This is a genomic window from Saprospiraceae bacterium (assembly GCA_016713025.1).
In the GTDB taxonomy this organism is placed as follows: Bacteria; Bacteroidota; Bacteroidia; order Chitinophagales; family Saprospiraceae; genus OLB9.
In genome coordinates, this window is record JADJPZ010000004.1 from 3,809,187 (window position 1) to 3,822,820 (window position 13,634).

Sequence of the window (13,634 nt, forward strand, 5' to 3'; positions counted from 1 at the left end):
TTTTGTGCAACAATATTTTAGAAATCATGAGCCACAACAAAATTATGCTATGGTCGCTGACCGTGGCAGTCGCAGGATTCCTATTTGGGTTTGATACTGTAGTCATATCAGGAGCAGATCTTCCGCTGCAATCACTGTGGCCACGTGGCGCTTTTTTTCATGGTTTTGTCATCATGGCATCTGCACTTTGGGGAACAGTAGTTGGAGCATTATTCGGTGCTATTCCTACTGATAAATTAGGTAGAAAGAATACACTTATTATTATTGGTATCTTGTACTTTGTCTCTGCCATTGGCTCTGCACTCGCTACTGATCCCATTTTGTTTGCCATTTTTAGATTCTTAGGTGGACTTGGTGTAGGCGCTTCGACCATTGCCGCTCCTGCATACATCTCAGAGATATCACCAAAGCATGACCGCGGAAGGCTCGTAGGTATGTACCAATTCAATATAGTCTTGGGTATTTTAGTGGCTTTTCTATCCAATTATATACTCAAAGATTTCGGGACTGAGCCTTGGAGATGGATGGTCGGAGCAGAAGCGCTACCCGCTTTGTTTTACACCATCGTTGTATTTTTTGTTCCGGAAAGCCCCAGATGGTTACTCATTAAGAATAAAGATCAGGCTTCAGCGGAAGCTACCTTAGCTGTCATAGATCCTCATACGCCTGTAACAAAACAAGTCAAGGATATATTGTCTGATCAGAAATCAGCAAATACAGATGAAAGTATTTTTGATAAGAAATACCGATTTCCATTGATTTTAGCTTTTCTGATAGCCTTCTTCAACCAATTTTCCGGCATCAATGCATTTCTATATTATGCACCTAGAATATTTGAAATCGCTGGACTCGAAAAAAGTGCATCACTGATGAGCAGTGTGGGTATCGGTGTAATAAATTTGATATTTACGATGATAGGTATGAGTTTGATCGATAAGGTGGGACGTAAAAAACTAATGTACATTGGCTCTATAGGATACATCATCTCATTGTCACTGGTAGCTATAGCATTTTACCTTGGATGGCAAGGATTTGTTGTTCCATTATTTTTATTTTTATTTATTGCATCACACGCTATCGGTCAAGGAGCTATAATATGGGTGTTTATATCTGAAATATTTCCTAATCATTTGAGAGCAAGTGGTCAAGCATTTGGTAGTTCTGTCCATTGGATAATGGCCGCAAGCATTCCAGCGATGATTCCTTATTTATTTGATACTATAGGAGCTAGTACCGTCTTTTTGATCTTCTCTCTGATGATGGTAGGGCAGTTGGCATTCGTATGGAAAATGATGCCTGAGACGAAAGCGGTATCTCTTGAGGATTTAGAAAAACAATTGATTAATCGTTAAAAAGTTAACCACTATACACCATTACCAAATATCAAAAATAATATTTTAACGCAAATCACTCAATATGAGATCTTTAATTTCCGTAATTTTTAAACAATGCTTATCATGACAAAAAAAGCCTTACTCTCCATTTTCTTACTGCTTCAAACATTCTTTGTAATTGAAGCGCAACGCCAAATAACAGGTATAGTGCGCGGGAGCGACATACTTGAACCATTAATTGGAGCTAATATTTTAGTGTCCAAGACACAAGACGGTACCATCACTGATGTGGAAGGTAAATTTAGTATCTTAGTACCAGATGGTATAACGAGTTTAACTATTTCTTACATTGGATATACATCACAGGAAGTTTCCATTGTAGGAACCAATTATGTAGAAGTTACACTAGAACCAGGTCAAGAATTAGCTGAAGTGGTTGTAGTTGGGTACACTTCACAAAAAAAGGTAGATATGACTGGTTCGATTGTTGTAGTTGATATGGAGCCCCTTAAAAATAACAGTACCGGAAATCCAATGCAATCCATGCAAGGCAGAGTTGCTGGTTTGTATATCGAAAGAGACGGTTCTCCAAATGGGTCAAATGGAAGGATTTTAATCAGAGGTGCCAATACTTTAGGCAATAATGATCCATTATATATCATAGATGGAATTCCGACTACTAGGCCAGAAGTATTCCAAAATTTGAATCCCGCTACCATAGAGTCAGTGCAAGTATTGAAAGATGCATCTGCACAATCTATTTATGGCGCGAGAGCATCTAACGGTGTAATCATAGTTACGACTAAAAATGGAGGCAATACTGAAGGGAAAGTAGCATTTCAGTTTAATAGCCGGATTTCTGCACAATCTGAAAAATCAATGCGTTTTACTATGTTGAATGCTGAAGATAGAGGGAAGGCATTATGGCAAGCATCGGTAAATGATCGGCAAGATCCTGTAGCAGGCTATGGCGATATCTACGATTTTAAATGGAATAATGATTTTGACAACCCAATATTACAAAGTGTTAGTGCAAAACCATTCGTAGGTGGCGACCCTAATACACCTGTAGGAGATACAGATTGGCAATCAGAATTATATAAAACAGGAATAGTAACGCAGAATGATTTTACAGCTTCATATGGTAGTAAAAACTCATCAATTGAATTTAATCTTGGTCAATTGAAAAATACAGGTATGCTTCGATTTACTAACTATGATCGATTGAGTGGTAGCATCAATGCCATCACTAGAGCGTTTAATAATAAATTAAATTTAGGAGTAAATTTAAGAATTGCAAATTCGAATGAAACATTGACAGCAAGAGACTTGGGTGGTGCAGCCACCTCCTTTTTGGCTGTTACGCTTGCACCCACAATTCCTGTATATAAAGCAGATGGAATAACTTATGCAGGCGCTTCAGGTGGTGGCTATTCGGATAGAAATAACCCACTTCATATGCAAGACATAGCAAAATGGAATAATGCCAATCGCTTAAGTACATTCGGAAATATATTTTTAGAGATTCAACCTATTAAAAATCTATTTTTTAAATCAAATTTAGGTGCAGATAATGCAACATTTTTGAATAAAGTGATTACACCAAAATTTTCAGAAGGAGCTTTTAACAGAACTACAAATAGCTTATCTTTAGATCAGAATCATTATTTAAGTACAACTTGGGCTAATACTCTGAGATATAATCTAGAACTTAATGAAAAAAGTAGTTTTAAATTTTTAGTAGGTACTGAATTTATAAAAACAGATTTTAACTTTCAATTCACGAAAAAAGAAGGATTTGCTCTCCAGACTGAAGACTATTTTACGCTCAATGCTGGTACAGGAAATACAACCGTTTCAGGAGGTTCAACAGGTAATCGTTTGTTTTCTCAATTTGGACGTGTAGATTATAATTTTTCCAATAAATATTTGGCGGCAATTACTCTTCGCCGAGATGGATCATCACGTTTTGGAGCAGATAATCAATTTGGCATTTTCCCAGCTGCATCCGTAGGTTGGAGAATTGACCAAGAAAATTTTATGTTAGACAATAAAGTAATCTCACAGTTAAAAGCGAGAGTAGGTGTAGGTCGAGTAGGGAATCAACAAATTGGTGATTTGGCTCGTTTTGGATTATTTGATACAAGGTATGGTACGACACAAGCTCAGTTGGTAGGTGGATTTTGGGAACAATATATGAATATTGGTACAGCTTATTCATTATCAGGCGCAAATACGGGTACACTGCCTTCTGGTTTTGTACAAACGCAAGCAGCAAATCCTTCATTGAAGCGGGAAACTACTGATGAGGTTAATGCTGGTATTGATTTTGGATTTTTAAATGATAGAATTTTTGGATCATTTGATTATTTCACACGTAAGACGTCAGGTATTTTGATTACACCTCCAGTAGCAGCTACGCTTGGTGAAGGTCAAACTAAGGCAGTCAATGGCGCATCGAAGTCCAACAAAGGTTGGGAGTTTGTCTTAGGCTACAGAGGAGGAAATTCCAAAGGCTTAAGCTATAATATTGTTACAAATTTTGCCCATTTTAGAGATAAAATCACGGAGCTTCCAGAAAATGTAAGACCTGCTTATGCTGGAAATCTTGTCAATACAATTATTGGACGTTCACAATTTGATATTTTTGGATACCAAACCAATGGCTTGTTCCAATCACAGGCTGAAGTTGAAGCAGCACCTACGCAAATCGGTGCAGGACCAGGTAGAATAAGATATGTTGACATCAATAGTGATGGAAAAATTGACGACTTGGATAGAACATGGATCGGCACTACTTTACCTGCTTTAGAATATGGGTTGAGGGTTGATTTAAAATACAAGAAATTTGACCTGTCATTGTTTGGATCGGGTGTTGCTGGTAGAAAGGGATTTGATGTATATACTGTTTTCAACAATCTGATGAAAGGACGAGAAAATGTAGGTCCGGGTGTGTTTAATGGATGGACTCCTCAAAATACCGATACTAATGTTCCTGCACTTACACTCAAAGATAATAATGGAGAAGGAAGAACTTCTGATTATTTTATTGTGAACACATCATACTTTAAAATGAGAAACATCCAACTTGGGTATTCTCTTAGCCCTAAATCAATCTTATCAAACCTTCGCATCTATGTTATGGCTGAAAATCTATTCTGGATCAAAAGTTCTAAATACTTGAGCCCAGATCCGGAGCGAATTGATTTAGACCCTATTCCAATTCCTAAGACATTTACATTTGGTGTGAATGCATCTTTCTAATTAAAATAATTTATAAAATATAATAAATAGTTACAAAATGAAAAACAAGATATTTTCAATTTTAGCTTTAACAGGTCTACTGTTTTTAGGTTCGTGTACAGATTCACTTGATTATACACCAACAGGCGTGTTATCTTCATCTGACTTGACTTCACCCACGGCTATTGATGGCCTCGTTACTTCAGCTTATGCAGCAATTGGCAATGGAGACATGATTGGCCCAATATACAGTGATTGGGTATATGGAAGTGTACGTTCTGATGACACATACAAAGGTGGCGGTGGCACTGGTGACATAGGTGAAATAGATGCTTTAGAACATTACAATCTCACAACGCCAACTATGGGCGCATTTGTAACCCGTACTTGGCAAAATCTTTTCAAATCAATATCCAGATGTAATGTGGCCTTACGAGCTGTAAATACACTAAATGAAACTGAATTTCCAGCCAAAAAAATTCGTTTGGCAGAGTTACGTTTTTTAAGAGGGCACAGCTATTTCATTATGAAAAAATTGTATAAGAACATTCCTATTTTTGATGAAACTGTTAGCGATGAAGAAATTTTAAAGGTTTCAAATACGCTTAGCAATGAAGAATCATGGAATAAAATTGCAGCTGATTTCCAGTTTGCAATTGACAATTTACCTGAGACACAACCTGAGCTTGCTAGGGCTAATAAACTATCAGCCCAAGCTTATTTGGCTAAACTTAGATTGTATCAAGCTTATGAGCAAGACGATAATCATAAAGTTACAAATATCAATAAAACAAGATTACAAGAAGTAGTTACGCTCACACAGGCTGTTATCTCGTCTGGTAAATTTTCGCTTCATGCTGACATAGCAAATAATTTTTTACCTGAGACTGAAAATGGTCCTGAGTCAGTTTTTGCTATTCAGTTTACTATAAATGACGGCACTACCGCAGGAAGAATGAGTTTTGAAGATGGTTTGAATTATCCACACGGAGCTCCACAATACGGCTGTTGTGGATTCCATGCAGGTAGTCAAAATTTAGTCAATGCACACACTACTAATGCAAATGGATTGCCAAATTTCGACACTTTCAATGATAACATTGCTGATTTAAGCGCTCAATCAGTTGACCCACGACTTGACCATACAGTAGGAATAGATGGTCATGTTTATAAGTATGATAATACAGCACTTTTTAGCAATAGTTGGGTAAGAGATCCCGGCGTTTATGGCAATTTTCATACCATGAGGTTTCAACAATTAGCATCTAGCGGATCTTATTTTAAACTTGGACCATTTATGGGAACTGCCAAAAATTATGATATTATTCGATACGATGATATTTTATTAATGCAAGCTGAGGCGTATATTCAATTGGGTGAGCAAGATAAAGCTTTGTCATTGATCAATCAAATCAGAGACAGAGCTGCACAAAGTACTGGAAAATTAAAAAAATTGGATGGAACTTTTGCTTCAACTTATAACGTAAAACCATATACTTCTGCTGGTTGGACTAAGGATTTTGCTTTTAAAGCTTTAATATGGGAGCGTCGTTTAGAATTTGCCACTGAAGGACACAGGTTTTTTGACCTCGTTCGTTGGGGTATTGCTGAACAAACGCTAAATGCATACATTGAAAAGGAAAAAGTTAGAAGGCCATATTTAGCAACAGCAAAATTTACGGCGGGTAGAGATGAATATTTGCCAATACCTCAAGCCGAAATTACTTTTACGAACGGTTTATACAAACAGAATCCTGGATTCTAAAATGATTTTGTTAGAATAGGTTTATAATTGAATGGTAGCAGTTTGGCTTCTGCTACCATTTTATAAACTTTTCCCTCTGTTATTTTTTTTATTAAAAAAAATGGGTCTATATCTAATGGATAATATATAAAACGCTGTATGTCATGGATATGTATAGAGAACAAATATGTAGCCTTGCTTTGGGCTCACAATCATCTTGGGAAATAAAGGAAATTAGTTTCAATACAGTAAATAGTAAGCGAGTACTTGATTAGAAATCCTGAATTTTTTCAATAATTGAATCATAACCACTTTTTCCTTTCTATTTAATAATATCGTATAAAATGAGTAATAAAATAATTCAAACATCAATATTTTATTTCTTTGTTCTGATTTTTTGGAATTGTCAGAACAAGACGAATTCTTCTGTAGTTACTGATGTAGAAACTCATAGACCTGGCTTTCACTTCACGCCTGACTCCATGTGGATGAATGACCCGAATGGCATGGTTTATCATGATGGTGAATATCACTTGTTTTACCAATATTTCCCAGACTCAACAGTTTGGGGACCAATGCATTGGGGACATGCTGTGAGCAAGGACTTGGTGAAATGGGAACACCTACCCATTGCTCTTTACCCTGACTCACTGGGTTTTATATTTTCCGGTAGCGCAGTGGTAGATAAAGGCAATACCAGCGGCTTTGGCAAAGATGGCAAGAATCCGATCGTAGCCATTTTTACTCATCACGATATGGAAGGAGAAAGATCAAAATCATTGACCTTCCAAAATCAATCCATCGCCTACTCTAATGATAATGGCCGAACATTCACAAAATATGAAGGGAATCCAGTTGTCAAAAACCCAGGTATCAAAGATTTTAGGGACCCAAAAGTGATCTGGCACGAAGCCAGCAAAAAATGGGTCATGGTTTTCGCTGCTTATGACAAAGTTCTCTTTTATCAATCGCCAAATCTCAAAGACTGGACAAAAACAGGTGAGTTTGGCATCTCAGGAGATACAAGACTGTGGGAATGTCCTGATCTATTTCCTATAAAAGTAGAAGGCAGTAATGATCAAAAATGGGTGCTAATCACGAGTATTCAAAAAGATGCGCCAAATGGTGGTACAGGTACAAGCTATTTTATAGGTGATTTTGATGGTCAAACATTTGTCGGTGATCCTAAAAGTCAAAAATGGTTGGATTATGGTACAGATAATTATGCTTTTGTCACTTGGTCCAATGCACCCGATGGCAAGATATTAGGTTTGGGTTGGATGTCAAATTGGCAATATGCACAACATGTTCCGACCAAAAGATGGAGAAGTGCAATGACCTTGCCTAGAGAGCTAAAATTGTATCGTATGAATGATGACCTAATATTAAAATCTTTGCCAGTAAAATCAGTTGAAAGCATCATGGGTCAAAAATCAAAAATATCCATAAATGAACATGGTAAGGAAATAAAAATTGCATCTACTTCTTATATTGATTTTTCATTTGTACCAAGTAAAGAACATTGTACTCTGAGATTTTCAAATACTAAGAATGAATACATAGACATAGGATTTGATCCACTCAAAAACGAATATTCCATAGACAGAACACATGCAGGTAGTTCGGATTTTAGTCCGATTTTTGCTGTTAAACACGTAGCACCAAGGCTGGAGAAATCGGACACTATTAGGTGGCAGATCTATCTTGACGTAGCATCTGTTGAGCTTTTTGCCGATGGAGGATTGACTACTTTGACGGATATCTTTTTTCCTAGTGAACCATTTTCAAAGCTTACTTTTATGGGTAAACCTATCTTTTTCGAAGGTGAAAGAGCCGAGATCAAAGGACTTGGACAATAATAATTTTAAAGTATTTATAAAAAAAATCCTAGGTGCTGCAAAGAAGATGGAATAGTCAAGGTATCTAACGATATCTCCATAACTTGTGACGCTCTGCGTTAATAAACTAAAATTCGTTTTTCAAGTCTGGCTCCGCTACAGTAGCTTACGTTCAACGGAGTTTTCATTTTAGGCACTTCGTACCAAACGAAAACTTAGTTGTTAGCGGTAGGGGCTTTGTTTCTTCGCAAATTTACATTTTTATTTCCGATTGTTTGTCACTTTCACTTCCTTTAATTAATGGTCTGCCTTGTATTGCTTGTATAAGTGTCAGTAATGCTAAAAGTCCATAAATTAAGGAAAGTCCGATCGTCAATTTAGTGTTTTTTAGGAAATAAAACGATACTATCGGTAATACTTGTAAGGCGTGCATTCCAATAAAATGAGAAACTCTTAAATCTCCAACTGTCTTGCTCCAACCAACGATTAACCAATTTGAATTATCGTTTAATGCTCCAACACTATGATTAAGTCTTAAACCCAATGCAAAACCTTCAAAAGAAAAAATTACAAATATTAATATTCCAAAACGAATTGCCCACAGGTAGTAAGTAGGAAGATTAGGAAAGTCGTTTTTGAAAAATAAGATACCAACATAAGCTGTGTAAAGAGTAACCAAGGTGGCAGCTAATGCCATCATTGAATTCAATGCTGAATACATTGGTGTTGAAATATTATAATGTGAAAGTTGTCCTTTGTTTGCTTGAAAGGCATTATAAATAATTTCAAAACCTAATAATAGAATTAGAACCCAACTGAATAATAGTAGTGTAAAAATGGACATTCAAACAATCTATCAAAAAACAATAAAATTTGCAACATTAAAACATTTAGAAAAGGAGCAAACAATTCCAAGCACTAAATTGCCTTATGTTGTACATTTAAGCAATGTTGCAATGGAAATATTAATGGCAAGTCAAAATTCAAAAAACTTTAATCTTTTTATTGCAATTCAAATAGCTTTATTACATGACACATTAGAAGATACAAGTGCAACTTATGAAGAATTGGAAAATGAATTTGGGTCTGAATTGGCAAAAGGAGTTCAAGCATTAACAAAAAATGACAAATTACCTAAAGTGAAAAAATGTTGGATAGCTTGAATAGAACAAAACAATTGCCTAAAGAAGTCTGGGCAGTAAAATTAGCTGACAGAATTACAAATCTACAAACTCCCCCAGCGCATTGGAGTTTCGAAAAAAAGATAGAATACATAAAGGAAGCTGAAATAATTTCAAAAATCTTAAATGGATGTAACCCATATTTAGAAAGTAGGTTGCAATTGAAAATTGAAGAATACAAAAAAATATCAAAAGCTAATTGAATTTGCACTATAGCTAACAATGCACTGGATGTCATCCTTGCTATCGCTGTAGACGATCGCCAGTGCTGGATCGTTAGTACGAAATTAAGCTAAAAAAATCCGTCTGATGATAATACAAAAATATGAAATCAAGCTTTTGCAAAGTGGAATTTGCTGAAAGAAAGATCTTTCAAAGCTAATCGCTTAAAAAGCTTGGGCGAAGTTCAGAGAATATTTTGAAATAGTGGTAACTTTTTGAAAATATTTTTATATTTTTGTATTAACGTAATGATCAGCCTACTGCACAAATCAAACATTTGATGACAATAGCCTGGCATTACTTCATCAGATGATTTTTAAAAAGTAGCTTAACTTTAAAATTTTATAAAATAAAATCGACTAACTGCTGCTACCACAACATGCCTGCTAACGCGACGGCACGTCGGGTGAGCAGCGGGACGTTGAACAAACCCTCCTCACATTGCCCAAGAATAGCAGTCGGACAATACTGATAATGAATCGAATAACACTTATTTTTGTGGGATTAATTTATCTCAAAAATCGAAGTTATGATGTCCGAATTAAAGTATGTAAGTGATTACCATGTGGTAGAATTTGAAGAGTTTATGATACTCAAAAACTTCTCCAAACGCATCATCAAAACGTATGTCCAGATTGTGAAACAGTTTATCAATTGGTGGGAAAAACATCATCTCAATGTGCCGATGAGCGATGATGTAGTGCGTAAATATCTATTGCACCGATTTGATACTGGCAAAGACTGGCAGACGGTCAATTCTGATTACTCGGCGATCCAAAAATGGTTTAAAAATGTGCTCATGCTCTCCTGGAGTCTGACAAAACTGCCACGTGCCCGCAAGGAAAAGAAACTACCTTCCATCCTATCCAAAGAAGATGTAGTCAAGATCATCGAAGCGGCTGCTACTTTCAAACAGCAAGTGTTACTGACCTTTGTTTATGTCACAGGTGCACGACTTAGTGAAACCACCCATGTGAAGATCGATGACATCGACTCTCATCGTATGCAGGTACGCATCAATCAAGGTTCAGCCCGTTGGATAGTCATTCTACGGGCTAAAGGCAATAAAGACCGATTTATCATGCTTCCGCAGATACTTATAGATTTGCTTAGGGATTATTACAGGAGAGAAAAACCGGAAGTCTATCTCTTTAATGCCAAGGTGAAAGCCCAAGCCTACAATCCACGTTCTGTTCAGTTGGCCATGCAGCAGGCAAAAAAGAAGGCCAAAGTCACCAAAAAAGGGTCAATACATACCCTTCGCAACTGTTATGCTACACACCATCTCGAAGGTGGCACGGATTTGGTCTTCTTACAGGAACAGATGGGGCACAAAAACCTGCGAACCACCATCCGCTACATAGGCCTATGTGTGGAACGCCACCGCTACATCAAACATCCGATCGACAACCTGCCCATAAAGTACAGGTAAGAAATAGTATCGGTGACTTGTTTCGAGACTATGGGGAGCAATATATCGAGATATACAAGCCATCACACCAACAGATCAAACTCATACGTGCCATCAGAGTCTGCAAGACACCTGCACTCGGTGCTACCGTCATCCATTGCAATGACTGTGGTCATAAACATTACATTTATCACAGTTGCGGGCATAGTCATTGTATGATATGTCAGAGTATTAAGCGGGAACAATGGGTGGATAAACTCCGGAGCAATTTACTCAAAATACCTTATGTTCACACCATATTCACCCTGCCACATCAACTTAATAATCTTGCGCGCAATAATGAATCCGTCATCTATTCCCTGATCATGAAAGTAGCATGGATGACCATCAAAAACATCGGAGCCAAATCGGGTTATACACCCGGCATGACATCTATTCTTCATACTTTTGGGTCTGATATAAGACTGACCGTTGCTGCTTTGAGCAGCATTAAAGCCAACGATTTGGCTTTAAAGGAAAGGAACTGCAAACGACGGCTTGCAGCTAGATATAGTCATTATTTATCACTTTTTTTTGGAGGTCTGAGCGATGACGGAGCATGGATTTACCCCAAGGATAAACACAAACTCGACAAGTATAGAAGCATCTGTGCAAGCTACAAAGCCATATTTATCAAGGAGCTCAGATCTCTTCATAAATCAGGCAAAATCACTTATCACAATGATTTTGAAGTACTCATCACTGATGTGGAAAAAATCCGATGGGTTGTTCACTCCACCCGGCCAACGATGGATACCAAAATCATAGAAGATTACCTGGCAAAGTATATCAACCCCGTAGGAAATTTTCCAACGGGGTAAACCGCATTGCTGTATCAAATAAGCGACTCGATTATATCAAAGACTCCGAAAAGGTCATCCTCCTGCACAATGATTACAAGAATCAACAAGCTGGCCAAGTGGCTCCCATAGCTTACAAAATCATGGAACCGCTCGTTGCTATCGATCAAATATTGCAGCATGTCCTCCCACCTTACTTCCAAAAATCCCGATCTTATGGCATTCACAATCATTCTTCCAAACTCAAAACCACCATCCCTGATGCCGTAAAACGAAATGGTCAAACCATCCGCACAGTATTTGAAATCATCACAGAACTGATGAAACTCAATCCCTATAAATGTGAAGTCTGTGGATCAGATAACCATCAATTAGAAGAAATAAAGCCTGATAAATCATGGATATCAGCCTACATCAATATCCCGACTCCAAGGCCGCCGCCAGAATGCAATTCATACCAAAACATTATACCGAGATGAAAATAATACACCAGAATACCACATTCAATATACCAAAATATGTGGAAACACTAGCGAAAACAGCGAAGTACAATGGTAAACTAAAGATAAGATGTCAAAACTTTCAAAAATCACCATGAAATAAAAAATCCTCCCTATATTTGACATTAAATTAAGCCGAAAGACACCATTGAGAGCCCATTCAATAAAAAGCGTTACCCTTATTCCCAACACCGGCCTCGTTTATCCCGTTGGAAAGAATTCCTACGGGATGAAACTTGTAAAGTTGATGAAGCCTTTGGAAATATTTGCCACTTCAGGCTTTGGTAGTAAGGCTTTCATCAACTTTCCTTTGTGTTTGAAATAAAATATCCTGCCTATATTTGACATTAAATTAAGCCGAAAGACACCATTGAGAGCCAATTCAATTGAAAGCGTTACCCTTATTCCCAGAACCGGCTTCGTTCAACTTGTAAAGTTGATGAAGCCTTTAGAAATATTTGCCAATTCCGGCTTTGGTAGTAAGGCTTTCATCAACTTTCCTTTGTGTTACTTGCAATTTAAAAATAGAAAATGAGTTTTGTAGAAGAAATAAAAGGTAGATCGAACTCTGATTCCTTAGATTCAATAATGCAAACTGTATGGGAAAACTATGGTGAATTTCTTTTCGGCAGTAATATAAATTCAATTCAAGAGTTGACTGATTTTCAAGCTGGATTTTTGCACTTAATGGATGAGAAATGGACGGAGTTAATTCCTGTTTTGATAGAAGATCAAGTAAAACCTGAATTTGATAATTGGTATGAAGAAGAAAATTCATACGAACAAATTAATTTGCAATCAATAGATATAAGCAATATAGAAGATGGATCATGGCAACTTATGTTCGAAGATGATAATGTGGATCTAATAGTACACTTATATATGAAGGAGTGGGAATTTCAAAATGTAGCAAGAACTGGATAACAAAACTAAACAAGTGATATGATTTATCAATTACCAATAAATTTAGAAATTCATAATAAAACGGTTCAAGCAATTATTGACCTCGAAACGGGATTCTTAGGGTTTTCTGAAGAACTAAATAATGAAACTATCGAATACTATTTTGGGGAAAGTCCAATAGAGTTTAGAAAAGCGTTATTTGATAAATTAGAACATTTGATTGCTAAAAAGAGCTTAGTAAATTTTAAGATATGCAGAAAAGCCGAAAAGATGAAGGTAGTTCAAAACATCATTTCAAAAAATTAAAAAAGCAAGTAACAACGGCTATGATGATATATTCGCTATCGCTTCATCCATCACATAGCCTAGGCGTTAGTGGCAAGCGTAAAAAGACACCTTACACAGTGAAAATAAAAAAT

General features: G+C 36.7%; 10 protein-coding genes and 1 pseudogene. 10 read left to right on the top strand and 1 reads right to left on the bottom strand.

Annotation, left to right across the window (positions count from 1 at the left end; genetic code table 11):
- Nucleotides 1–26: 26 nt before the first annotated feature.
- The 4 genes from IPK35_22485 to IPK35_22500 all read left to right on the top strand — a co-directional run bounded on the left by IPK35_22485 (nt 27) and on the right by IPK35_22500 (nt 8,180).
- Entirely contained in the window at nt 27–1,352 is a 1,326-nt protein-coding gene (locus IPK35_22485; protein ID MBK8055958.1) for a sugar porter family MFS transporter, read from the top strand.
- Nucleotides 1,353–1,457: 105 nt separating this feature from the next.
- Nucleotides 1,458–4,598 (top strand): SusC/RagA family TonB-linked outer membrane protein, encoded by a 3,141-nt coding sequence (locus IPK35_22490; GenBank protein MBK8055959.1) that lies wholly within the window; start codon nt 1,458–1,460, stop codon nt 4,596–4,598.
- A gap of 37 nt (nt 4,599–4,635) precedes the next feature.
- Nucleotides 4,636–6,342: a RagB/SusD family nutrient uptake outer membrane protein gene (locus IPK35_22495; GenBank protein ID MBK8055960.1), complete on the top strand. Its 1,707-nt coding sequence runs from the start codon at nt 4,636–4,638 to the stop codon at nt 6,340–6,342.
- 323 nt (nt 6,343–6,665) lie between these two features.
- Nucleotides 6,666–8,180, top strand: a complete 1,515-nt coding sequence (locus tag IPK35_22500; protein ID MBK8055961.1) for a glycoside hydrolase family 32 protein — start codon at nt 6,666–6,668, stop codon at nt 8,178–8,180.
- A 232-nt stretch (nt 8,181–8,412) separates the two neighbouring features.
- On the opposite strand, the gene IPK35_22505 is transcribed toward IPK35_22500, so the two are convergent.
- Complete coding sequence (locus IPK35_22505; protein ID MBK8055962.1) at nt 8,413–9,003, bottom strand: hypothetical protein; 591 nt, start codon at nt 9,001–9,003, stop codon at nt 8,413–8,415.
- Here IPK35_22505 and IPK35_22510 point away from each other — a divergent pair.
- The 6 genes and pseudogenes from IPK35_22510 (at nt 8,996) to IPK35_22535 (ending at nt 13,521) form a co-directional block, all read left to right on the top strand.
- A pseudogene (locus IPK35_22510) lies at nt 8,996–9,543 on the top strand (bifunctional (p)ppGpp synthetase/guanosine-3',5'-bis(diphosphate) 3'-pyrophosphohydrolase). The gene IPK35_22505 and the pseudogene IPK35_22510 overlap by 8 nt on opposite strands.
- 548 nt (nt 9,544–10,091) lie before the next feature.
- Nucleotides 10,092–10,994 carry a tyrosine-type recombinase/integrase gene (locus IPK35_22515; protein ID MBK8055963.1) on the top strand — a complete coding sequence of 301 codons (903 nt, stop codon included), beginning with the start codon at nt 10,092–10,094 and terminating at the stop codon, nt 10,992–10,994.
- Nucleotides 10,995–11,011: 17 nt separating this feature from the next.
- Complete coding sequence (locus IPK35_22520; GenBank protein MBK8055964.1) at nt 11,012–11,833, top strand: transposase zinc-binding domain-containing protein; 822 nt, start codon at nt 11,012–11,014, stop codon at nt 11,831–11,833.
- Nucleotides 11,734–12,291: a transposase gene (locus tag IPK35_22525; protein ID MBK8055965.1), complete on the top strand. Its 558-nt coding sequence runs from the start codon at nt 11,734–11,736 to the stop codon at nt 12,289–12,291. The genes IPK35_22520 and IPK35_22525 overlap by 100 nt, the downstream gene beginning before the upstream one ends.
- A gap of 552 nt (nt 12,292–12,843) precedes the next feature.
- Nucleotides 12,844–13,236, top strand: a complete 393-nt coding sequence (locus IPK35_22530) for a hypothetical protein (GenBank protein MBK8055966.1) — start codon at nt 12,844–12,846, stop codon at nt 13,234–13,236.
- 18 nt (nt 13,237–13,254) lie between these two features.
- Nucleotides 13,255–13,521, top strand: coding sequence for a hypothetical protein (locus tag IPK35_22535; GenBank protein MBK8055967.1), 267 nt, complete (start codon nt 13,255–13,257; stop codon nt 13,519–13,521).
- Nucleotides 13,522–13,634: the final 113 nt, after the last annotated feature.

Excerpts from the sequence above, each read along its gene's own strand:
- IPK35_22490 (MBK8055959.1), top strand. The coding sequence starts at position 1,458 with ATGACAAAAAAAGCCTTACTCTCCATTTTCTTACTGCTTCAAACATTC.
- IPK35_22535 (MBK8055967.1), top strand. The coding sequence starts at position 13,255 with ATGATTTATCAATTACCAATAAATTTAGAAATTCATAATAAAACGGTT.
- IPK35_22500 (MBK8055961.1), top strand. The coding sequence starts at position 6,666 with ATGAGTAATAAAATAATTCAAACATCAATATTTTATTTCTTTGTTCTG.
- IPK35_22530 (MBK8055966.1), top strand. The coding sequence starts at position 12,844 with ATGAGTTTTGTAGAAGAAATAAAAGGTAGATCGAACTCTGATTCCTTA.
- IPK35_22525 (MBK8055965.1), top strand. The coding sequence starts at position 11,734 with ATGGGTTGTTCACTCCACCCGGCCAACGATGGATACCAAAATCATAGA.
- IPK35_22495 (MBK8055960.1), top strand. The coding sequence starts at position 4,636 with ATGAAAAACAAGATATTTTCAATTTTAGCTTTAACAGGTCTACTGTTT.
- IPK35_22505 (MBK8055962.1), bottom strand. The coding sequence starts at position 9,003 with ATGTCCATTTTTACACTACTATTATTCAGTTGGGTTCTAATTCTATTA.
- IPK35_22515 (MBK8055963.1), top strand. The coding sequence starts at position 10,092 with ATGATGTCCGAATTAAAGTATGTAAGTGATTACCATGTGGTAGAATTT.
- IPK35_22485 (MBK8055958.1), top strand. The coding sequence starts at position 27 with ATGAGCCACAACAAAATTATGCTATGGTCGCTGACCGTGGCAGTCGCA.